The organism is Marinobacter sp. AC-23, assembly GCF_001858325.1.
GTDB lineage: Bacteria > Pseudomonadota > Gammaproteobacteria > Pseudomonadales > Oleiphilaceae > Marinobacter.
Map to the genome: position 1 here is coordinate 24,135 of NZ_MBPP01000026.1, position 22,699 is coordinate 46,833.

General features: G+C 53.0%; 20 protein-coding genes and 3 pseudogenes. 17 read left to right on the forward strand and 6 right to left on the reverse strand.

Annotation, left to right across the window (positions count from 1 at the left end):
* Positions 1-21: 21 nt before the first annotated feature.
* The 4 genes from BCA33_RS21730 to BCA33_RS21740 all read right to left on the reverse strand — a co-directional run bounded on the left by BCA33_RS21730 (position 22) and on the right by BCA33_RS21740 (position 2,585).
* On the reverse strand, positions 22-987 hold the full coding sequence (locus BCA33_RS21730) for a WS/DGAT domain-containing protein (RefSeq protein WP_254774320.1): 966 nt from the start codon (positions 985-987) through the stop codon (positions 22-24).
* 136 nt (positions 988-1,123) lie between these two features.
* Complete coding sequence (locus tag BCA33_RS21735; RefSeq protein ID WP_254774321.1) at positions 1,124-1,549, reverse strand: wax ester/triacylglycerol synthase domain-containing protein; 426 nt, start codon at positions 1,547-1,549, stop codon at positions 1,124-1,126.
* A 125-nt stretch (positions 1,550-1,674) separates the two neighbouring features.
* Positions 1,675-2,298 (reverse strand): LysR substrate-binding domain-containing protein, encoded by a 624-nt coding sequence (locus BCA33_RS09965; RefSeq protein WP_254774322.1) that lies wholly within the window; start codon positions 2,296-2,298, stop codon positions 1,675-1,677.
* Positions 2,226-2,585 carry a LysR family transcriptional regulator gene (locus BCA33_RS21740; protein ID WP_254774323.1) on the reverse strand — a complete coding sequence of 120 codons (360 nt, stop codon included), beginning with the start codon at positions 2,583-2,585 and terminating at the stop codon, positions 2,226-2,228. The genes BCA33_RS09965 and BCA33_RS21740 overlap by 73 nt, the downstream gene beginning before the upstream one ends.
* A gap of 102 nt (positions 2,586-2,687) precedes the next feature.
* On the opposite strand from BCA33_RS21740, the gene BCA33_RS09970 reads away from it, so the two are divergent.
* Entirely contained in the window at positions 2,688-3,674 is a 987-nt protein-coding gene (locus tag BCA33_RS09970) for a glutathione S-transferase family protein (RefSeq protein WP_071265458.1), read from the forward strand.
* Here the strand turns inward: BCA33_RS09970 and BCA33_RS09975 are convergent.
* A complete protein-coding gene (locus BCA33_RS09975; protein WP_071265460.1) occupies positions 3,667-4,635 on the reverse strand; it encodes a polyprenyl synthetase family protein in 969 nt (322 codons plus the stop codon). The two genes, BCA33_RS09970 and BCA33_RS09975, sit on opposite strands and share 8 nt — an antisense overlap.
* Before the next feature lie 241 nt (positions 4,636-4,876).
* On the opposite strand from BCA33_RS09975, the gene rplU reads away from it, so the two are divergent.
* From rplU to proB, 4 genes and pseudogenes are all read left to right on the forward strand, one after another.
* Positions 4,877-5,188, forward strand: coding sequence for a 50S ribosomal protein L21 (rplU, locus tag BCA33_RS09980; RefSeq protein WP_071265462.1), 312 nt, complete (start codon positions 4,877-4,879; stop codon positions 5,186-5,188).
* Positions 5,189-5,233: 45 nt separating this feature from the next.
* Positions 5,234-5,497 (forward strand): 50S ribosomal protein L27, encoded by a 264-nt coding sequence (gene rpmA, locus BCA33_RS09985; protein WP_071265464.1) that lies wholly within the window; start codon positions 5,234-5,236, stop codon positions 5,495-5,497.
* Positions 5,498-5,644: 147 nt separating this feature from the next.
* Complete coding sequence (cgtA, locus tag BCA33_RS09990; protein WP_071265466.1) at positions 5,645-6,823, forward strand: Obg family GTPase CgtA; 1,179 nt, start codon at positions 5,645-5,647, stop codon at positions 6,821-6,823.
* 59 nt (positions 6,824-6,882) lie between these two features.
* Positions 6,883-8,006, forward strand: a pseudogene (proB, locus tag BCA33_RS09995) (glutamate 5-kinase).
* Between the two features lie 67 nt (positions 8,007-8,073).
* Here proB and rpsT read toward each other — a convergent pair.
* Positions 8,074-8,343, reverse strand: a complete 270-nt coding sequence (gene rpsT, locus BCA33_RS10000; RefSeq protein WP_071265468.1) for a 30S ribosomal protein S20 — start codon at positions 8,341-8,343, stop codon at positions 8,074-8,076.
* Positions 8,344-8,657: 314 nt separating this feature from the next.
* On the opposite strand from rpsT, the pseudogene murJ reads away from it, so the two are divergent.
* From murJ to BCA33_RS10060, 12 genes and pseudogenes are all read left to right on the forward strand, one after another.
* Positions 8,658-10,219: pseudogene (murJ, locus tag BCA33_RS10005) on the forward strand (murein biosynthesis integral membrane protein MurJ).
* Positions 10,220-10,302: 83 nt separating this feature from the next.
* A pseudogene (ribF, locus tag BCA33_RS10010) lies at positions 10,303-11,258 on the forward strand (bifunctional riboflavin kinase/FAD synthetase).
* Between the two features lie 44 nt (positions 11,259-11,302).
* Positions 11,303-14,122, forward strand: coding sequence for an isoleucine--tRNA ligase (gene ileS, locus BCA33_RS10015; RefSeq protein ID WP_071265470.1), 2,820 nt, complete (start codon positions 11,303-11,305; stop codon positions 14,120-14,122).
* Complete coding sequence (lspA, locus tag BCA33_RS10020; RefSeq protein WP_071265472.1) at positions 14,122-14,649, forward strand: signal peptidase II; 528 nt, start codon at positions 14,122-14,124, stop codon at positions 14,647-14,649. Before ileS ends, lspA begins: the two co-directional genes overlap by 1 nt.
* A 4-nt stretch (positions 14,650-14,653) precedes the next feature.
* Positions 14,654-15,106 carry an FKBP-type peptidyl-prolyl cis-trans isomerase gene (fkpB, locus tag BCA33_RS10025; protein WP_071265474.1) on the forward strand — a complete coding sequence of 151 codons (453 nt, stop codon included), beginning with the start codon at positions 14,654-14,656 and terminating at the stop codon, positions 15,104-15,106.
* Between the two features lie 2 nt (positions 15,107-15,108).
* Positions 15,109-16,062, forward strand: coding sequence for a 4-hydroxy-3-methylbut-2-enyl diphosphate reductase (gene ispH / locus BCA33_RS10030; protein WP_071265476.1), 954 nt, complete (start codon positions 15,109-15,111; stop codon positions 16,060-16,062).
* Positions 16,063-16,231: 169 nt separating this feature from the next.
* Positions 16,232-16,813: a GspH/FimT family pseudopilin gene (locus BCA33_RS10035; protein WP_071265478.1), complete on the forward strand. Its 582-nt coding sequence runs from the start codon at positions 16,232-16,234 to the stop codon at positions 16,811-16,813.
* 22 nt (positions 16,814-16,835) lie between these two features.
* Entirely contained in the window at positions 16,836-17,369 is a 534-nt protein-coding gene (pilV, locus tag BCA33_RS10040) for a type IV pilus modification protein PilV (protein ID WP_071265480.1), read from the forward strand.
* Entirely contained in the window at positions 17,366-18,628 is a 1,263-nt protein-coding gene (locus tag BCA33_RS10045; protein ID WP_083394712.1) for a PilW family protein, read from the forward strand. Before pilV ends, BCA33_RS10045 begins: the two co-directional genes overlap by 4 nt.
* The gene (locus BCA33_RS10050; protein ID WP_217632654.1) at positions 18,619-19,149 is read left to right on the forward strand and encodes a PilX N-terminal domain-containing pilus assembly protein; all 531 of its coding nucleotides are present in this window, start codon (positions 18,619-18,621) and stop codon (positions 19,147-19,149) included. Before BCA33_RS10045 ends, BCA33_RS10050 begins: the two co-directional genes overlap by 10 nt.
* 47 nt (positions 19,150-19,196) lie before the next feature.
* Positions 19,197-19,568 carry a hypothetical protein gene (locus tag BCA33_RS10055; RefSeq protein WP_071265485.1) on the forward strand — a complete coding sequence of 124 codons (372 nt, stop codon included), beginning with the start codon at positions 19,197-19,199 and terminating at the stop codon, positions 19,566-19,568.
* Positions 19,565-22,597, forward strand: a complete 3,033-nt coding sequence (locus BCA33_RS10060; protein ID WP_071265486.1) for a pilus assembly protein — start codon at positions 19,565-19,567, stop codon at positions 22,595-22,597. The genes BCA33_RS10055 and BCA33_RS10060 overlap by 4 nt, the downstream gene beginning before the upstream one ends.
* Positions 22,598-22,699: the final 102 nt, after the last annotated feature.

Genomic DNA, 22,699 nt, shown 5'->3' on the forward strand with positions numbered 1-22,699 from the left:
CTCAACGTTTCTTTATGGCCATTAGCGCCTGAAGCGGCTCTTAAGCCTCTTAAGGGCACTTTCTATTACGCTCATGGCGTCGTCTGCCAGAGCTTGGTTCCGGGTTTCTGTGAGTGGTGTGTGCATCTCTTCCGGATTCAGTTTGTTGGCAGCCTCCTCAATGGCAGTGAGGCTGTCACAAACATGAGTCCGCAGTGAATCACCGTGGGTAACCACGTCAGGGCAGAGGGTGAAATTGAGCGTCAGGCGGCCCTGGTAGCTAACGGCCACAATCACCAGACCCATGCTGTCGAACAGTGGAGCGGCGTTATGTTGTTGCTCCAACCTCGCGCCCTGCAGGTACAGGGGTACCTGGGGGCCGGGAACGTTGGTGATGGACAGGTTGAATACTGGCTGATAGCGCTGAGCTATCTGTAGCTCTGAGTAAAGTCGCGCCGATAGTGCCAGCATGGTAGAGGGTAAAAGCTCGGTTAGCCGTTCTGCTGCAATGGCCTCACGGTATGGCTCTGAAGCTACCGCATTCCAGTGAATCTTGCGGACGCGCCGAGCAGGGTTCTGCTCGTTGGTAGCAAGATCCAGGAGCATGGCCGACAGCTGGTTGCCGGTGGTGCTGCGCAGGGTGTTTGAACGTACAGAAAGCGGCGTCATGGCAATCAGCGACCCATCGGTAGCTGCCCTTTGGGCTCCCAGGTACCGCTTCAGGGTTTCTGCGCAAAGCCCTAGCACCACATCGTTAAGCGTCACATCCCCGAGCGAGGCTTTGATGGCTTTCAGGCGGGATAGCTCAACGCTGGCCGCAACGATTTGGCGGTTGGCCGTAATTTGTTGGTTAAGCGGGCTTTTCGGTGCGGAAAACAGGGGGAACGGTAGGGGAATCTTCCGTAGCTGCTTCTGCAGTAGTCCGCGGGCTGCGGCCTCCATGGCACTGGCCGCCAGTGAGGTGACTCGCCAAGGTGTGCGCAGCATGTTTGCGCCAGCCTGTATCATAACCCGCTCTTCTGATGCTCAGGCCGGGGTTGCCAGGGGCGTGGTGGGTTGATGGGTTGTGGCTCCGGTGTGTATTCCAGCAGGTTGCCAATAATTTCTTCGCCGCTGAACGCGTCAATGGCAGCGTGGTGCAGCTTTACGATGAGTGCGAAGCCCGCCTTGCCTCTTTCTCGCCGCCCAGGCGAAATCCGTCTACGAACGTTATGTGCCAAAGCGGTCGATCCCGCTTGAGGGGTTCTTCCAGAATCTTTGAGGCGAGGGTCATCAGGTTCGCCTCCCGGCTGTTTTCGCCGAGGCTTACATAGGCCAGATGCCGTTCGATACTGAAGTTTGAATCGTCAATCCAGTATGGCCGGCCCAGGCGCAAGGGAATTTCTTTGAGACGCTGACGGAAAACCGGCACCACATGAAGACGGCTTCGCAGGTAAGCAACAAAGGTGCTGAACGCCAGAGGCGTTTCCCGTTCGCTGGCATCAAAGAGATAGATGCTGCCGATATGCATCGGCGCGTTTTCAGATTCCAGATACAGGAAGGAGGCGTCCAATTCCGAGAGTTGCCGCATCAATGGGCTCCGTTCGTTATTCAGATTCGTGGCAGTATAGATGAATCAAATGATGACACCGTTGACTCATTTGCCTATGAGAACTCTGCGGTGAAGTCATTCTAGCGTTTGTTTAATCGGTAGCCTTAGTCTTCAAGCCAGCTCGTTATTGCCGGGTCGCCGATCAGTCTTTGCCAGAACCACATCAGAGCCTTACCTTTATCATCGGCGTGCCTTGCAGCCTGCAACGAAATGGGTTGTCGTGGTTCGGTTACCCGTTTTTCTATGAGCTCGCCACTAGCAAGAAGCGCTTTTACTCGTGGCCTTGGCAACCAGCCTACGCCAAGGCCGGCTTTTTGCATGGCAATTTTGTGGTCAATATTCGCGCCCGTCAAAGTACGCTGCCTGTGGAATATGCCAGCGTGGCCGGCGGGCAGTGAGCGGGATGAATCTGCGGCAACCGCAGCGGGAAACTGGCAGATATCTTCTTCGCTTAGCGGTTCTTCGGCGCTTGCCAGCGGGTGGTCTGGGGAGACGGCAAACGCAAAGGCCATTTCGCCGAGGATCTCACTGGTAAAGTTTCCCGCGGGCTTGCTGATGTCGTCAGCACCGATAACAAGATCCACCCTGCGGCTTTGGAGAGCATCCCAGGTGCCGGCAAACACCTCTTCGATAATCTGGACATCTACCGGAACGCCTAGTACGAAAAAGTCTTTAATGGCCGGGAACAGACACTCTGCTGGCAGTAAGGAATTGATCCCAATCCGCAATCTGGTTTCCCAGCCTGGGCCACTTGCCTGGTTGAGTGTGCGAGATTTTCGGCGGCCTCGAGGAGGGTTCGGCCTTCTTCTAGTAGATAGTGGCCAGCGGGGGTGAGTATGGCTCGGTGCCCGCTTCTGTCGAAGAGTGTGACGTTAAGGTCTTCTTCGAGCTTGTGTACGGTGTAGCTGATGGCCGATGGCACCCGAAAAAGCACGCTGGCGGCGCCAGCGAAGCTGCCTTTGCGGTCGATGGCATCGAGGACTTTTAGAGCGTCTATAGTGATAGCTGTTTGCATGTTCGAATTATCTGAGGTTGTTGGCCAGAAATGCTTGTTTGAGAGGGTAGCAGGGTCGCCGTTACTCTGCTCAAGTCATCAGTATATTTATTGGAGAAAAGCATGGGTCTTCTCGTTGACGGAAAGTGGCATGATCAGTGGTATGACACCGATAAAACCGGTGGCAAGTTTGAGCGCGAGGCTGCGCGGTTCCGGAATTGGGTGACGGCCGATGGTTCGCCGGGCGCGGCGGGTGAGGGTGGTTTCAAGGCAGAGTCGGGGCGCTATCATCTTTATGTTTCCCTGGCCTGTCCATGGGCCCATCGCACATTGATTTTCCGGAAACTGAAGGGGCTTGAAGCCCACATCTCAGTGTCGGTTGTGCATCCGGACATGGTTGAGAATGGCTGGGAGTTCCGGCCTGATGAAGAAGCACACACGGATGATTTGTACGATTTACGATTTATGCATCAGGTTTACACCAAAGCAGCTCCGGAGTATTCCGGGCGGGTGACGGTTCCGGTGTTATGGGATAAGCACCAGAAGACCATTGCCAGCAATGAGTCGGCGGACATTATTCGCATGTTCAACTCCGCGTTTGATGGCCTGGAAGGTGTGCGCAGCGATGTGGACCTCTACCCGGAGGCGCTTCGCTCGGAGATAGATGCTGTGAATGATCGTGTGTACAACACGGTGAATAACGGTGTCTATAAGGCAGGTTTTGCAACGGCCCAGGCGCAATATGAAGCCGCGTATTCTGCGCTGTTTGATTCACTGGACTGGCTGGAGGCGCGGTTGTCCGGGCAGCGTTATCTGGCGGGGAGCCAGTTAACAGAGGCCGACTGGCGGTTGTTTACAACGCTGATACGTTTTGATGCCGTGTATCACGGTCACTTCAAGTGCAATCGCCAGCGTATCAGTGATTTTCCAGCGCTTTCGGGGTATCTGAGGGATCTGTACCAAGTGCCTGGAGTGGCGGGCACAGTGAATATTGATCAGATCAAGCGCCACTATTATGTGAGCCAGCGCACCATCAACCCCACCCAGGTTGTGCCAGTGGGGCCGTTGCTGAATTTCACGGCGCCGCACGGGCGCGAAAGTCTTAGCTAACCCGCGCTACGGCGACCTGGGTCAATAATTCCAAGGCGTCTTTGTGGGCCGAAGCGGCAAGAGCATTCAGGGCGTCTGAGGCTTTTGCCGCTTCGGCCTTGGCTTTCTCCATGGTGTATTCCAGCGCACCGGACGTTTCAATAATTTTGAGAACCTGTGGCAAGTCACTCAGCCCGCCTTTACGGATAGCTTGGCGGAGCAGTTGGCGTTCTTCTTCGCTTCCGTGCGCCATGGCGTGGATCAGCGGGAGGGTGGTTTTGCCTTCTGCCAGGTCGTCGCCTACGTTCTTACCCATGGCTTCTGCGTCGCCACGGTAATCCAGAACATCGTCCACGAGTTGGAAGGCCAGCCCCAGGTGTTTTCCGTAGTTTTTCAGCGCCTGTTCTTGCGCATCGTCGGCTTTGGCGAGCAGAGCGCCGGTATGAGAGGCTGCCTCGAAGAGCATGGCTGTTTTGTTGTGGATTACGGTCATGTATTGATCTTCGGTAAGATCCGGGTTCTTTATGTTCATCAGCTGCATGACTTCGCCTTGGGCGATCACCGCCGTGGCGTGAGACAGAACCTGCATAATAGGAAGGCTTTTTAGCTCCACCATCATCTCGAATGCGCGGGCGTAGAGGAAATCACCTACCAGTACGCTGGGGGCATTCCCCCAATTGGCATTTGCTGTGCTTCGGCCCCGGCGCATATCTGATGTATCCACAACATCATCATGGAGAAGGGTGGCGGTATGCAGGAATTCGATCACCACGGCCAGCTTCAGGTGTTCATTTTCGCTATAGCCTGCAGCCCGGCTGGAAAGTAAAACCAGTAGAGGTCTCAAGCGCTTACCGCCGCTTTCGATAATGTGCTGGGCTATTTTCTCAACCAGGGGAACGTCCGAAGAGAGCCGCTGGATGATCAGGTCATTAACGCGGCTGAAGTCGTCTGCCACTGTGTCGTAAATGCGCTGGGCTGTCATGCGGCTTGTGGATCCCTTGCTGGTGTCGTAGTTATTTAGTGTGCTGATAATACAGGCAGGTGGCGGCAATGCTAGGTATTGCTCCCGTTAGTGTCAACCTGGCTTGTATTACTGGGCGCCTTTTCGTACAATCACGCGCCCAACTCATCCCAACCTGCGCTCCCTGTTATAGGGTTGCCAGAGCGCTTCCCTTAGAAGCAGGTGGATAAGAGCAGGGATGGGTCAATCGCGGAGAATGTTAATGTACGCAGTTATTGTTAGCGGTGGTAAGCAGCACCGTGTTAAAGAAGGCGAAACGCTGAAGCTGGAAAAGCTGGAAGTGGAAACAGGCGGCAACATTGAGTTTGACCGCGTTCTGCTGATCGCTGATGGCGACAACTTCAAAGTTGGCGCGCCGGTAGTTGATGGTGCCAAAGTGACTGCCGAGGTGGTTAGCCACGGTCGTCACGATAAAATTAACATCATCAAGTTCCGTCGTCGTAAGCACTCAATGAAGCGTCAGGGCCACCGTCAGTGGTTTACTGAAGTCAAGATCACGGGTATCCAGGGTTAGTCTCGGCAAAAGACCCGGTAACACCCCTTAATCAGGAGGCTAATCATGGCTCACAAAAAAGCAGCAGGTAGTACCCGTAACGGTCGCGATTCCGAGTCGAAACGGCTTGGTGTTAAGCGCTACGGCGGCGAAGCAGTATCTGCAGGCAGCATTATTGTTCGCCAGCGTGGAACCCGTTTCCACCCGGGCGCCAATGTTGGCTTGGGCAAAGACCACACGCTGTTTGCGAAAGCAGGCGGCCAGGTTAAGTTCGAAGTAAAAGGTCCGCAAAACCGCAAGTTCGTAAGCATCGTTCCAGCTGCTGCTTAAGCAGCGGCGATCCGGTTCTGTCGAACGTTGGGTAGCCCTGATATTCTGCTGTTATAGTCAGAGTTCAGAGTTGCCCGGAGCCCCGCAAAGCTTCCTTGAGGCTGCGGGGCTTTTTAGTTTATGCGCCATGCGCAAAGGGTTTATTTCATGAAATTCGTAGACGAAGCCACCATCATTGTAGAAGCCGGTAAAGGCGGGCACGGTTGCCTGAGCTTTCGGCGTGAAAAATACGTTCCCAGAGGCGGCCCCGATGGTGGCGACGGCGGGGATGGTGGCTCCGTATATCTTGAGGCGGACGATTCCCTTAACACGCTGATTGATTATCGCTTTCAGCGTCAGCACAAGGCAAAGGGTGGCGAGCAGGGTTCTGGTCGTAACTGCACGGGTATCAAGGGCGACGATCTTGTTCTGCCTGTTCCGGTTGGTACGACGGTGGTCGATGTAGATACCCATGAGGTGCTCGGCGACCTGACCCGTATTGGTCAGCGCTTAAAGGTAGCTCAGGGCGGTTTTCACGGCCTTGGTAATACTCGCTTCAAATCGTCCATAAACCGCGCGCCCCGCCAAACCTCCAAAGGCTCTGACGGTGAGCTTCGAAACTTGCGCTTAGAGCTTAAGGTGCTGGCGGATGTCGGGCTTTTGGGGTTGCCCAATGCGGGTAAGTCTACATTTATACGCTCGGTGTCTGCCGCTACGCCCAAGGTGGCGGACTATCCGTTTACCACGCTGGTGCCTAACCTGGGCGTGGTCAGCGTGCAGGCGCACCAGAGTTTTGTGATTGCGGATATTCCCGGCCTGATTGAGGGTGCCGCAGAAGGTGCAGGTTTAGGCATTCGTTTTCTGAAGCACCTGGTTCGTACCCGTTTACTGCTGCACCTCGTAGATGTGGCGCCTTACGATGGTTCCTCGCCAGCCCATGCGGTAAATACGATTGTCCATGAGCTGGAGAAGTTCAGTGAAACCCTGGCGAACCGGGATCGTTGGTTGGTGCTGAACAAGGTTGATATGGTGCCGGAAGAAGAGCGCGAAGCTCACTGCCAGGCGATTGTTGATGAGCTTGGCTGGCAGGGCCCGGTTTTCCGTATTTCAGCGTTGAGTGGTGAGGGCACCAAGCCGCTGACTCAGGCGGTTATGCGCTGGATTGAAGAGCGTGCCGAAGAAGAGGCCGAGAATCCTGAAGTTGCCGAGCAGGAAGCTGCAAGACGCCAGCGCATGGACGAAGAGGCTAGGGCGGGCATAGAGGAAGAAAAGCAGGCTCGTCGGGCTGCCCGCGAAGATGACGATGATGACGATCACGACGTCGAGGTGGTGTACGCGCCGGATTAAACTCCGGCCTTTTGATGCCTGAGCTACCCTGGTAAACCGAAAGAGACAGTACCTGTATCATGACAGAACGTACCCAGCTGCATCAGGCTCGCCGCCTGGTGGTTAAAATCGGAAGTGCTTTGCTGACCAACGATGGCCGAGGCTTGGATGTGGAGGCGCTGGGGCTTTGGGTTGATCAGATGGCTGCGCTGGTAAAGCAGGGCGTTGAGTTAGTGGTGGTTTCCTCGGGCTCGGTGGCGGAGGGGATGAGTCGCCTGGGTTGGAAGCAACGCCCAGAGCAGTTGCATGAGTTGCAGGCCGCTGCCGCCGTAGGCCAGATGGGGTTGGTTCAAACTTGGGAGCTCAGTTTAAACGCCACGGCATTCATACCGCCCAGATTTTGCTGACCCACGACGACCTTTCCGATCGCAAGCGCTACCTGAATGGTCGCAGTACTCTCAGAGCGTTGCTCGATTTCGGCGTAGTGCCTATCGTGAACGAGAACGATACGGTCGTTACCGACGAGATACGTTTTGGTGATAACGACACTCTGGGCGCGCTGGTTACGAATGTGGTTGAGGCTGATGGTCTGATTATTCTCACCGACCAGCTTGGCCTGTTTGATAAAGACCCGCGCAAGCACTCGGATGCTAGCTTGATTACAGAGCGGTTTGCGGGTGATCGTGAGCTTGACGCCATGGCCGGTGGCAGCGCCGGTGTGCTAGGCCGCGGCGGTATGCAAACCAAGCTTCGTGCTGCGCGTTTGGCTGCGCGATCCGGGGCGTTCACGGTAATTGCAGGCGGTCGTATTGAAGGTGTCCTCAGTCGGTTGCGCCAGGGTGATGTTGTTGGCACCTTGCTGCTTCCAGAACAAGGTCGCATTGCTGCACGCAAGCAGTGGCTAGCCAGTCATTTGCAGACACGGGGCAGGCTAACGTTGGATGATGGTGCTGTGAAAGTTCTTCGCCAGGGGGGCCGTAGCCTGCTTCCTGTAGGTGTTCAGGGTGTTGTCGGGCAGTTTCGGCGTGGCGAGATGGTGTCGTGTGTGGGGCGCGATGGTAATGAGGTTGCGCGCGGGCTTGTAAATTATGATGCGGATGAGGCTCGTGCAATCGCTGGTCGATCAAGCAACAGTATTGCCGATATTTTGGGGTATATTTCCGATGAGGAAATGATTCACCGAGATAATATGGTGATTATCTAAACCAAAAAAAACCGGCTGAAGGCCGGTTTTTTTATTCGCAACAAGAGCTTTCTAACGCTGGGCGCTATCAGGCGCTCTTCAGCGCTTTGATCTTGGTGACCATGCGGCTCTTCTGGCGGGCAACTTTGTTCTTGGTGAAGATGCCTTTGTTGACCATGCTGTCCATAATTGGCTGAGCAGCTTTGAAGGCAGCCTGAGCTTCGTCATGGTTGCCAGACTCAATCTTTGCCTGAACTTTTTTCATATATGTGCGGGTCATGGAACGCAGGCTGGCATTGTGCTTGCGGTTCTTCTCGTTCTGACGTGCGCGCTTTTTGGCTTGCGGGGTATTTGCCACCGTAAAACTCCTGAAGTACTGAAAGTTCGTTACTGAATGATTCGTACGGAAATCCCTGGGTAATATACTATCCAGAGGCTTCCTAAAATCGCGGGCGCGCCGAAACCAGCGCGTCGAAATAAATGACGCGGAACTATGCCGCTCAAACCTGCAAATGTCAATACCGAGCACCATATGGTGCCCACGGCAGAAAAGGCCTGTGGTAAACTCGCCGCTCGCCGGACACGGGTGTAGCAGGGGAGCACGTAATTCCCGAAACACCTAGCCGAAAGAGTGCGCAACCCGGAAAATCTCGCATGTCATCGCAGCCCACAATGCCTCCAGAAAAACAGCCCCCAGCCAAGGCGCCCGGTCTACTTCGTTCTTCCGGTTTGGTGGGCATTATGACCATGTTTTCCAGGGTACTGGGCTTGGTGCGCGATATGGTGATTGCCCGGTATTTTGGCGCCGGTGCCGGGGCGGATGCGTTCTTTGTTGCGTTTAAAATTCCTAATTTTCTGCGCCGGCTTTTTGCTGAAGGTGCTTTTTCTCAAGCGTTTGTGCCTGTGCTCTCATCCTACCGAGCGAAACATTCGGTTTCAGATGTGAAGCGTTTAGTGGATGCGGTCGCCGGTTCTTTGGGGCTGGTGTTGCTGGGCATTACGCTGGTTGCCATGCTAGGAGCGCCGCTTCTTACTGCAGTTTTTGCGCCCGGCTTTCTGGATGATGACGTTAAGTTCGCGCTGACCAGCGACATGCTGCGTATTACCTTCCCGTATTTGCTGATGATTTCCTTGACGGCGTTCGCTGGGGGTATTCTCAACAGTTATGACCGCTTTGCGGTGCCTGCCTTTACACCTGTTTTACTCAACCTCGCGATGATTGGCGCGGCGGTTTATCTCACGCCCCTGATGAGTGAGCCAATTATGGCTCTGGCTTGGGGTGTGTTTATTGCCGGCGCGTTGCAGCTGTTTTTCCAGCTGCCATTCCTGATGCGGTTAGGGCTTATGCCGCGCCCCCGGGTTGATTATCGGCACGAAGGTGTCAGCCGTATACTCAAGCTAATGGTTCCCGCGCTTTTTGGCGTGTCGGTCAGCCAAATAAACCTTCTTCTGGATACGGTTTTGGCGTCGTTCCTGCAAACCGGCAGCGTCTCCTGGCTGTATTATTCCGATCGGCTTTCTGAGTTACCTTTGGGGGTGTTCGGAATTGCCATTGCAACGGTTATCCTTCCAAGTTTGTCCCGCAAACACGCAGCTGCATCCAATGACCAGTTTGCGGCTACGCTGGACTGGGCCGTGCGCGCGGTGCTGATCATAGGGGTCCCTTCAGCCTTGGCATTGGTGTTGCTGGCTGAACCACTGATAGCAACACTGTTTCATTACGGTGAGGTCACCGATAGAGACGTGGCCATGTCGGCTCAAAGCTTACGGGCGTACTCCGCCGGACTGCTGGCTTTTATGGTCATCAAGGTGCTGGCGCCGGGCTTTTTCGCGCGGCAGGATACCCGTACCCCGGTCAAAATCGGGATCATTGCCATGGTTGCCAATATGGTGTTCAACTTGGCTCTGATTGTCCCTCTGGCCCATGCGGGCCTGGCGTTGGCTACGTCTTTATCGGCATGGCTTAATGCAGTTTTGCTATGGCGTGGCCTCAAACGCAGGGTGCCTGGAAAAGCCAGCCAGGCTGGGGGAAATACCTCATGCAAATTGGCTTGGCAAATGCTGCCATGGTTGCCGTTATTCTGTGGTTGAATTATCCGGTTATGCGCTGGTTGTCGGCTGATGGTATCGAGCGTTCGTTGTATATGGGCGTGCTGGTTGTGGCAAGCGCAAGCGCCTACTTCATTGTTCTGGCCCTGACCGGGGTGCGGGTAAGACATTTTCGCCAGAGGTAAGGTATAATCGCGCGTTTTCTCACCAGCGCTTTGGACACTTACCAAGCGCTGAAAGCCAACTGGCAAATGAAGGTTCGCATTGCATGCGTCTGATCCGGGGCCTGACCAACCTGAAAATGCTTTCCAGGCAGGTGGATTCACCGCTGGCAGAAGGCTGTGTGGCCACCATAGGCAACTTTGATGGTGTTCATCTGGCCATCAAACCATTATTGATCAAGTAAAAAGCAAAGCCGAGGCTTTGAGCTTGCCTTCGGTTGTCATGGTTTTTGAGCCACAGCCCAGGGAATTCTTTCAGGGTATGGAAGCGCCTCCCCGGCTTATGGGGTTCCGGCAGAAGCTGGAAACGCTGATGGCGGCGGATATTGATATTGTGCTTTGCCTAAAGTTTGATGAAACCTTTCGTGGCTATTCCGCTATGGGTTTTATTGACGATGTACTGATTGATGGGCTGGCGGTGAATTATCTTGTTGTGGGTGACGATTTCCGGTTTGGCTGCGATCGTTCCGGTGACTTTGCACTGCTGGAAGACGTCGGGAAAACCGCAGGGTTTTCCGTTGAAAATACCCGCACAGTAACCGTTGCAGGCGAGCGCGTAAGCAGCACGAGAATCCGCAACCTGCTGCAAAACAATCAGCTGAAAAAAGCCGCTTCCCTGCTTGGGCGCCCTTATCGCGTTCGGGGTCGCGTGGTCTATGGCCGGCAACTGGGGCGCCGCATCGGGTCGCCTACTGCGAATATCCTGTTGCGCCATATGCCCGCCTTGCGGGGTGTTTACGTTGTCGGCGTTAAACTTGATGACGGAACCACCCACGACGGCATAGCCAATATCGGCCTGCGCCCGACGGTTGATGGCAAGCAACCAGCACTGGAAGTGCACCTGTTTGACTTTACTGGCACACTTTACGGCCAGCGTATTGACGTTGTTTTCCGCCACGGATTGCGGGATGAAGAAAAATTTGAATCCATCGATGCGCTGAAAGCGCAGATTGCCAGGGATTTCGACGCCGCAAGAGCGTGGCTGGCCGAACACTCTGGATAAAGCAACACTGACCCAAACTGACCAAAAGAGTACGCACACAAACCATGAGCGACTATAAGCACACTCTGAATCTGCCGGAAACCGCGTTTCCCATGCGCGGCAACCTAGCCAACCGTGAGCCTGAGATGCTCAAGCGGTGGCAGGATCTGAACGTATACGCCAATCTGCGCCAGCAGCGCGAAGGGCGTGAAAAGTTCATCCTTCACGATGGCCCTCCCTACGCCAACGGCAGCATTCACATTGGTCATGCGGTTAACAAAATCCTGAAGGATATGATTGTTAAGTCCCGCGGTTTCATGGGCTTTGATGCGCCGTACGTGCCGGGCTGGGATTGCCACGGCCTGCCGATTGAGCACAAGGTTGAGCAAAAAATTGGCAAGGCCGGTGGAAAAGTCGACTACAAAACCTTCCGCCAGGCTTGTCGGGATTACGCCACCAAGCAGATCGCCGGACAAAAAGCCGACTTTATCCGCCTGGGTGTGATGGGTGAGTGGGATAAGCCATACCTCACCATGGATCCAAAAGTGGAAGCGGGCATTGTGCGTGCCTTGGGTAAGATCGTCGCTAAGGGGCACTTGGTACGAGGGTACAAGCCGGTTTACTGGAGTGTGGTAGGTCAGTCCGCACTGGCAGAGGCCGAAGTGGAATATCAGGACAAGACATCCACGCAGATTGATGTGCGTTTCACAGCGGTAGATCAGGGCAAAGCCTTGGCGTTGTTTGGCACAGACAAGGGCGAAGGCGACGTGTCCGTGGTTATCTGGACCACTACGCCATGGACCATTCCTGCCAACCAGGCGGTCTCGCTCAATGCCGATCTGGATTATGCGCTGGTACAGGTGGACGCGGGCAACGGCCCTGAACGCATGATTCTGGCAGCAGCCATGGTCGAAGGTGTTATGGCACGCTGGGAAGTTACGGATTTTGAAGTGCTAGGCACCTGCCTGGGCGCAGATCTTGAGCATCTTTCGTTGCACCACCCGATCTATGACAAGCAGGTACCTGCAATCATGGGTGATCACGTGTCTATCGATGCCGGTACCGGCGCCGTTCATACAGCGCCTGATCACGGTATGGAAGACTTTGTGGTTGGCAAGATCTACGGCATTGGCACTCTGAACATGGTTCAGGCCGATGGTACCTACACCAACGCTACCGGTGAGTTTGCAGGCGTGCATGTCTATAAGGCAGACGATCCGGTATGTGACGCGCTCGCCCGTGAAGGCAAGCTGGTACGCAAAGAAAAGTTCCGCCACAGCTTTCCCCATTGCTGGCGCACCAAAACACCGCTGATCTACCGCGCGACGCCGCAGTGGTTTATCAGCATGGAGAAAGAAAATCTCCGGGCGGACGCACTGGAAGCCATCAAAGGCGTGCGCTGGGTTCCCGCCTGGGGCCAAAATCGCATTGAAGGCATGTTTCAACAGTCTCCTGACTGGTGTGTTTCACGTCAGCGCACCTGGGGCGTGCCGATCACCCTGTTTATTCACAAAGAAACTCAGGAGCTGCATCCAGATACCCAGGCTCTTATTGAAACAGTCGCCAACGCTATCGAACGCGATGGTATTGATGCTTGGTATGAGATTGATGCCCGTGAATTGTTGGGCGACGATGCCGACCACTATGAAAAAGTTCTGGACACACTGGATGTATGGTTCGATTCCGGTGTGACCCACGAATCTGTGTTGCGCGTGCGCCCAGAGCTGGGCCAGTTCCCGGCTGACTTGTACCTGGAGGGTTCGGACCAGCACCGCGGCTGGTTCCAGTCGTCGTTGAAAACCTCAATCGCCATGAACGGCGTTGCGCCATACCGCCAGGTGCTCACTCACGGTTTTACCGTGGATGGCAAAGGCCTCAAGATGTCCAAATCTTTGGGCAATGTTATCGCGCCTCAGGAAGTGATGAACGAACTGGGTGCCGACATTCTCCGTTTGTGGGTTTCAGCAACGGATTACAGCGGCGAGATGACGGTGTCCAAAGACATCCTGCGGCAAACCGCAGACGGCTACCGCCGTATTCGCAACACCTCGCGTTTCTTGCTGAGCAACCTTACCGGCTTTGATCCAAAGCAGCATATGGTGGCTCCGGACGACATGATTGCACTGGATCGCTGGATGGTAGATCGTGCCTTGCAGTTGCAGAGCGAACTGCATGACGACTATGAGAACTACGACTTCCTGCGAATTTACCAGAAAGTGTACAGCTTCTGTGAAGCCACGCTTGGTGGCTTCTATCTCGACATCATCAAGGATCGCCAGTACACCACCCAGGCTGATAGCGTGGCGCGCCGCTCCTGCCAGACAGCGCTGTATCACGTAGCCGAGGCACTTGTGCGCTGGATTGCACCGATTCTGAGTTTCACCGCAGATGAAATTTGGCAGCACTTGCCCGGAGAGCACGGGGATACCGTGTTTTACGAAACCTGGTACCAGGGTTTGGCAGAACTACCAGAAAGCGTTGAGCTAGGTCGCGAATACTGGCGCCGGATTTACAGCGTGAAAGAAGCTGTAAACAAGCGCCTGGAAGAGTCCCGTGTGCGTGGTGAAATCAAAGGTTCGCTAAGTGCCGAAGTGACGCTCTACTGTGGGGGTGATTTGGCCGCCGATTTAGAGAAACTTGGCGAAGAGCTCCGTTTTGTGCTGATTACTTCCGAAGCAACGGTGAAGCCATTATCAGAAGCCGGCAGTGCCGAAATGACCAGCTACGAAGGTTTACGCGTATTGGTCAGCCCTGCAGCTAACACCAAGTGCGAGCGCTGCTGGCACCATCGGGAAGATGTGGGCACTCACGCTGGGCACGAGGATCTGTGCGGCCGCTGTGTAACCAACGTGGAAGGGGCGGGCGAAACCCGGTCCTTTGCTTAATGGATGCAGCAATAATGCGTGAGAAAATAACCGGAACCCAGCTGAAGTGGCTCTGGCTGGCTGCACTGGTCGTTGTAATCGATCTGGGTACCAAGGCTATGGCTACGGCCATGCTGACTTATGGCGACCCAGTGCCGGTTATCCCCATGTTTAACCTGACGCTGTTGCACAACACTGGCGCAGCATTCAGCTTTCTTGCGGGTGCGGCCGGCTGGCAGCGCTGGTTTTTCGTGACACTGGCGTTGGTGGTCAGTGTGGTACTGGTTGGCTGGCTGAGAAACTTGCAGCGCCATGAAACCTGGTCGGCCATTGCTATTGTTCTGATTTTAGGCGGTGCCCTTGGCAACGTGTACGACCGGGTTGTGCACGGTTATGTTGTCGACTTCCTGCATTTCTATTGGCAAGACTGGCACTTTCCCGCATTTAATCTGGCCGACACAGCCATTACCATAGGCGCAGCCATGATGATTCTTGATATGTTCCGCAAGCCTACTGATTCTGGTACGCCTGCGAACGGGAGCGAATAAGTCCATGAAAGAACTGCCTGTAGATAAGGGGACGCGTGTAACCCTGCATTTTGCGTTGAAGTTTGAAAACGGCGACGTGGTTGATACTACCTTCGACAAAGACGCAGCAACGCTGGAAGTTGGCGATGAAAGCCTGCCGGAGAACTTTGAAGCCTACTTGATGGGTATGAAAGCCGGCGACAAGGCGAGCTATCAGGTGCCGCCTGAAAAAGCCTTTGGCCAACACAATCCAAACAACCTGCAAACCTTCAAGCGACACGAATTCAGTGCCGATATGGTGCTGGAGCCGGGTGTGATGATCTCTTTTGCAGATGCGCGCCAGCAAGAGTTACCAGGCATGGTGAGCCGTGTGGAAGGTGATGAGGTGGAGGTTGACTTCAATCATCCGCTGTCTGGACGTACACTGACATTTGACGTAGAAATTGTTGACGTAGAACCGGCAGGGCAGACGCACTGACTATGCAAATCAGACTGGCAAACCCCCGTGGATTTTGTGCAGGCGTAGATCGCGCCATCGAGATTGTAAATCGCGCTCTGGATGTATTCGGTGCGCCGATATACGTGCGCCACGAAGTTGTGCATAACAAGTTTGTTGTGGACAACCTTCGCAATCGCGGCGCTGTTTTCGTGGACGAACTGGATGAAGTGCCAGACGACAAGCTGGTTATCTTCAGCGCCCACGGTGTTTCCCAGGCGGTACAGGACGAAGCAGCCCGCCGTGGCCTCAAAGTGTTCGACGCCACATGCCCGCTGGTCACCAAAGTGCACCTGGAAGTTATGCGTTACAGCCGCGATGGCCGCGAATGCGTGCTTATTGGCCACCAGGGCCACCCAGAAGTGGAAGGCACCATGGGCCAGTACGATCACAGCACTGGCGGCAATATTTACCTGGTTGAAAACGAGGCAGACGTTTCACGGCTGGAAGTAAACGACCCGGCCCATGTCTCCTACGTTACCCAAACCACGCTCTCCATGGACGACACCGCCCGCGTGATCGACGCACTGCGTGAGCGATTCCCCGAAATAGAAGGCCCACGTAAAGACGACATCTGCTACGCCACCCAGAACCGCCAGGATGCCGTAAAACAACTGGCCGGCGACTGTGACCTGATGTTGGTTGTGGGTTCCCCGAATAGCTCCAACTCCAACCGCCTGCGCGAACTTGCAGAGCGCATGGGTACGCCTGCCTACCTGATCGACGAAGCCTCCCAGATTGATCCGCAATGGCTGGAAGGTAAAGAATCGGTTGGCGTAACCGCGGGTGCTTCTGCCCCGGAAGTGTTGGTTAATGACGTGATTGCCCGCCTGCGAGATCTTGGGGGCAATGTGCCTGAGGAAATTGCAGGGCGTGAGGAGAATATTGTGTTCTCTATGCCTAAGGAATTGCGGATAGAGGCTGTTGAGGTTCAATGACCTCTGCCTCTTAGGCTCTGGTTTGCAATAAAAAAGCGTGATTTCGATCACGCTTTTTTATTGCAAAAATGCCACTCGTCACTCGTTACTCACCGTTTGTCGTTTCCTGGTATTTATTCACATGAGAGTTTTGTAATCTGAAATTGAAATTATCAGAGGTTCTGGTTTTATGCGTGTCCGGATAAGTAGTGGTTTTACGCTGATTGAACTAATGGTCACTCTTGCTGTGGTTGGAATTGTTGCGACCATAGCGGTGCCAGCGATGAGCGATATGGTCACCCGTAGCCGCACAACTGCAGCCTTTAATGAGCTTCAGGGTTTGGTCGGGTATGCGCGAAGCGAGTCGGCCAAGTCGCCAGGGGAGCCTGTCTTGCTGTGTTCATCCAATAATGGCACGAGCTGTACGGGCCAAGCTGACTGGAATGTTGGGTGGCTGGTCGCTCGTGATGTCAACGGTAATGGAAGTGTTGATTCCGGCGAGGCAGTGCTGAAAGTTGTCGGAGCTATGCCTGCCGGGATAAACCTAAAAGTGAAGGCTGGAGCTAGCACCAATTTTAACACCGCATCTATATCTTTGGCTCGAAACGGCGCGCCAGCAGCCGGTAACCAAATAACATTCAAACTATGCGATGCCTTCGGTGCAAGCGAAGCTAGGGGCGTGATTCTATCTGTATCTGGGCAAGCCCGGGCCGCTGCACGTGACAATAACGGAAACCGCGAAGATCATAATAACGTCGACTTTCAGTGTTGATTCAGGATCCAGGAATAAATTCATGAATAACGACAAAGCACAAATAATGGAACCTCCGGGCCGACAAAGCGGTATGACATTGATAGAGATTCTGGTCACCGTGATCGTTCTCTCTATTGGTCTTCTGGGAATGGCCAGCCTTACAGTGGGCAGCCTTAAGAATAATCAGGGCGCTTTTTTGCGTACCCAGGCGACTATCCTTGCTTACGACATGGCTGACCGAATGAGATCAAACACCGCTGAAGCTATTAGCGGAAGTTACGACAATGCCTCAACCACCAGCGCCCCAAGTGCGCCAACTTGTGGTGCCAAAGGTTGCACCGGGGCAGAAAGAGTGGCAGCTGATATTCAGGCGTGGAAGCAACAGATAGAAGGAGCTAGTGGGAATATGGCGATGTTACCCGGAGGCGAGGGGGCTATATCCGGCGGCGGTGGCCCAACAAACGCAGGGAATACGTTTGCGATTACAATTACTTGGAAGGAAGATCGCTGGAATGAGACCAAGGGGACTATGTCGACAGAAGACCAGCAAACCGTTGTTGAGTTTACATTATGAGTGATTCTAAACGTGATGACTTAGCTGTCTTGAAAACACCGATCGCGGTTCAGTCAGGTCTTTCACTGGTTGAACTCATGATTGCGCTCGCCCTGAGTGTTACTCTCATACTCGGTATATTTACCGTTTATATGGATTCATCAAGAACAACGAGGGTCGGGGAGGCTTTAGCTCGAGTTCAGGAGTCGGGGCGTATTGGTTTAGAGATTATGTCCCAGGAAGTCCGGATGGCTGGTTATCAAGGTTGCTCCGATAGTTACACCGTTCCGGTTCGTGTCATTGCAAACAATCCACCGCCATCACTTACGCCCGTATCCGGCGAGGATAGCGTATATCTATATAATTCGGGGTTGATGGGGTGGCAGGTAACGGCAGCAACTCAGTCAAGCTGGGATAGCGGAACAGACTTCGAAGATCTTGGCATTATTGAAGACGATGCGCTGCCCGGTAGCGATGTGTTGATGGTTCAGCGTGCAAGGTTGCTTAGTGCGACAATTGCGAGCGATATGGCTCGCGCAGATGTTCCGGTACCAATCGCCGATCCTGAGGGGCTTTTTGGGTCAAGTGCGGCGTTTAGCTCGGGCTCTTTGCTAATGGTTGCTGGCTGCGAATCTGCAGATGTTTTTCGGATAACCAATAACCCCTCTGGCTCGGTGGCGCACGCAGCGTCAGCAAATAGCAGCGACCGGTTATCTTCGGCCTATACAGCCGATGAGGATGCAGAAATTTATTCGCTTGAGAGTACCGTTTTTTTCGTTGCTGATACCGGCCGAGAAGATGATCAAGGCAACAGTATCTCTGCGCTTTACCGAGCCAAAAACAGCTTTCCCAACAGTACAACGCCAAGCTTTCAGCGCGAGGAACTTGTTGAGGGCGTAGAAGCGTTAAAGGTTCATTACGGTCTTAGAACGGACGCGAGTAGCAACACCATTAACTACGTTGACGCATCGGGCGTAACTGCCGATGACTGGAAAGATGTTGTGACTGTTCGTGTTGGCATGTTGGTAAGTGCTGCGGGTAACGCCTTACAACAGGATGACAGCCAGACATACGAGCTGCCAGGCATGGTGTTTGTCGCCGACAATCCAGCCGCAGGGCAGCAGGCGCATGCGGCAGACAGGCGTTTACGCAAGGCCTTTGTCAGTACATTAGATATCAGAAATCGACAGTGCGGCGAATTCAAACAGTTCGGGACAACTGATCAGTGGGAGTGGGCAACTGCAGACAATAATGGTGGAGATGGTGACCCATGCAACTAATAAATAGAGAAATGAAGCCCGGTTTAATGCGTTTTTCAGATTCTCCAAGAATGAAAAGGGGGCAGCGCGGCGCTGCACTGATTATCAGCTTGGTTATATTACTGGTTATAACCGTTATCGGGCTGACCAGTATGAAAACATCAATTCTTCAGGAACGGATGTCGGCCAACGCGCAAAACGCACGACAGGCTTTTTTGGCGGCGGAAGCGGCGAGTCAAGACCTTTTTAGGAAGCTAGAGCCGATGAACTCCAGCTCGACTGAATGGAAGCGAGCTTTGGATGCGCTAGATGCTGGTATACGAGTTGCCACCACACCCGTGGCATATGGTGGAGCAGGGTCGGGCAAAGCAGCTACTGCCGAGCTACGATATCTCGGCGAAGCGAATCTGGTTGAGGGGCACTCATTTGGAGAAGATATAGAAACGTTTCGCCAGCGCTATGAACTTATTGGGGATGCGACAGTTACAGGTACAGGAGCCCGAAGCAATGTGGTTCGTGGCGTGAGCGTTGTTTTTTATTGAGACTCAGGTCTGCTTCAACAAGGCCGTATTAGTTAGAGGCGTAACAAATGAAAATATCCAACTTAGTGTTTTTCTCCGTAATTCTTGGTCTTGGGCAGATCGCACAGGCTCAGCAGCCTGAATTTTACAATGGCGAGATCGTTACTATTGAAGATGGCATAGAGGCTCACCGCGTTTACCCCGTAGCGACTTCCGATAATAAGGTCATAGAAGTTAGAGTTTCTGAATGTGAGGGGTGTTTATTTGACACATATACTCCAGCAAAATCTATTGAGTTTTTTGTTGGAGAAAAGGCGGTTGAGGTGGCAGTAGCGACTAAAGTTTCTTCCAAATATTCTGCTGTAGTATTAATCGATCATGTGACCCGAAAGGTCAATTCAGTATATTACAATAGCCGGGTTGTTGGAGGTGAGATGTGAGGTTTTTTAAAAGTAAATACGTGCACTTTTTCGCGTCTCTTTTTCTCTCGTTGTCGGCATCATTTTCTTGGGCTGACGATACCGAAATATTTTTCAATATTGAATCGCAAACCAGTATTAGGCCAAACATTTTGTTCATTCTCGATAATTCTGGGAGTATGAGAAGCAAAATGGACGTAGTGATTCCCAAAGACGGCGTCTACAATCCGAATAAGGATTACAGTGGTCGTTTTTCAAAAAGTCATGTTTATTATAAGCAAGATGGTGATTGGTATGAGGTTAGACGCTCGGTAATCCGGTGCAGTGACCTATTAAATAGAATTGATCAGGTTGGTGAGCTCAAAAGCTATAGAATGGCCTACTATTATAGAAATAAATGGAATAGCTTTGATGAGGATGACGTTAATAATAGTACTACTGACTGCCAAGCGGATGGAGATACCAATCTTAACTGGGGTTTGTTTGATCTTCGAGACTATTTTTCTGCCAATTATCTCAACTGGGAGAACTCTGGTACCGAAACCGTCAGAATGACTCGCATGGAAATTATGCAGGGTGTCGCCCGAAATCTTGCAGATACTGTTACCGGCGTAAATATAGGCTTGATGACCTTTAACCTGAACCAGGCATCCGAAGGTGGGCGGGTTCTAAATAACGTGAGGGATGTTAAGACCAATGCAGATGATTTTAAAGATGAAGTGGATGCACTGTATCCATCCACAAATACGCCGTTATCAGAAACTTTGTTTGGTGCGATGCGATATTATCAAGGTGGAAAGCCATTTCTAGATAAAAATCCTAGGGGTGAGACAATTTCAAATGGTAAATATATATCGCCTATAGAACTTGAATGCCAGTCTAATAACATCATTCTCTTGACAGACGGTGAGCCAACAGCAGATACGAATCATAATGGTGAAATGGGGAGAGAAATCGGTACATCTTGTTCCGGGAACTGCCTCGATGAGATTGCCGGGTATATGAAGAATAATGATATGTCCGCCGCTTATGCCGGTGACCAAACTGTGACTACATATACAGTTGGGTTTGATATTAATGACTCTCTACTCGGGAAGGCTGCAACAGCTGGGGGAGGGAAATACTATCAAGCGAATGATGCGGTTCAATTGGCAGGAGCGTTCGACGATATTGTTAGAAGTGTTCTTGAAACCAGTAGTACGTTCGTTGCACCTGGTGTTGCGGTTAACTCATTTAATCGCCTGAATCATTTTGATGCGCTGTATTACTCTGTTTTCGAACCCGATACCCGACCCCTCTGGGAAGGAAACCTGAAGCGTTACAAGATTTCCAACGATGGGGAAATTGTGGATGCCAACGGCAACCAGGCAATAGATTCAGCAACAGGTTTTTTTAAGGATGGGGCACAAAGTTGGTGGGCGCTGGCGCCAGACGGGAAAGCCGTAACGGCCGGAGGAGTTCGTTCAAAACTGCCTGGCGCAACGAATAACAGAAAGGTCTACACCTGGATCAAGGGAAAAAACCTGACAGCCGACGACAATCTTATTGCCACCTCCAACACTGATTCACTAACGAAAGCGCTTCTAGGCAATAGCAGTATGAGTGATGCTGAGCAGAAGGAGTTGATACGCTGGATTCGTGGTGAGGATGTCATGGATGAGAACGGTAATGGCCAGACCAACGATGCCCGTAAGTTTGTCTCGGATCCCTTGCATTCGGAGCCGAAACTGATTGTTTACGGTGGCACCGAGGCCAGCCCGGATACGGCCGTGTTTTTTGGCGATAACCAAGGTTATCTCCATGCAATTAATGGTGAAACCGGCGAGTCCTATTTCGCATTTATGCCGGCTGAGTTACTGAAGAACCAAAAAACTTTTATGCAGAACAGCGACACGGTAGCGGATCGGATCTACGGCATGGACGGATCTGTAGTCAGTTGGATAAAAAATCCGAACGGAGATGTTAAAGCGGCTGACGGTGATCATGTATACCTTTATACCGGCATGCGCCGGGGTGGTCGCAGTTACTATGCATTAGACGCCACCGACAGGTCAGCGCCAAAGGCCCTGTGGGACATATCCGGAGGTACAGGGGAATTTGCGGAGTTGGGCCAGAGCTGGTCTACACCAGTCAAGAGCAAGATAAATATCGACGGGGATGTTAAGGATGTTCTGTTTTTTGCCGGAGGGTACGATGCGAATCAGGATAACGCGACTACCCGGACTGAGGATACTATGGGGCGCGCCTTGTACATCGTAGATGCTGAGACCGGCAAACGGCTTTGGTGGGCAGGCCCAAAAGGTTCAAATGCTAATCTAAAGCTTGGTGAGATGAAGTACAGCATGCCCGCATCCCCCAAAGTCCTTGATATAGATGGTGACGGTCTTGCAGACCAAGTTTATATCGGGGATATGGGGGGGCAAATTTGGCGTTTCGATATGAATAATGGCAGCTCTGCAGGTAGTCTGGCCTACGGTGGACGCATTGCAGATTTTGCAGGCGATAATGAGGCGAGTGCCCGACGCTTTTACCATACCCCTGATCTCTCGATCAGCCGATATTGGGGAAAGCGTTATCTGAGCCTAATGATTGGATCGGGCTACCAGGCACACCCCTTGAATAAGGTGATCAAAGATCGGGCATATATGCTTCGAATCCCGGCACTGTTTGGGGCGCCAGTTGATCCGAGCTCAGGTGATGTGGCCTATGCCACTCTTACAGAGAGCGATCTGTTTGATACCACAGACAATAAAATCGGGCAGGGCACCGATGCGGAGAAACTTGCTGCCGAGGAAAGCCTGGCTGAGGCCAGTGGCTGGATGATCGAGCTTGAGAATACGGGAGAAAAAATATTGTCATCAAGCATTGTGGTGGGTGGAACAGCTACATTTACAACGTACGAACCGCTGCAGCACTATCTGCGTGTGCGCCGTCGACGGGCCGTTCACGCCTTTATTCGGTGGTACTCCGTGATGGCAAGCCTGCTCGGAATCGCGACGATGTTGATCCTGATTCAGAACCGACCAAGGACGACCGCGATCAGGATGTAGAAGTCCCAGGCTTCCCTGCGCCTAAACTGCTAAGAACTGAAGAGGGGGCGTTCATTTGTGTGGGTACTAGCTGTGAGCCGGTAGAGGACAGCAGCACCTTTA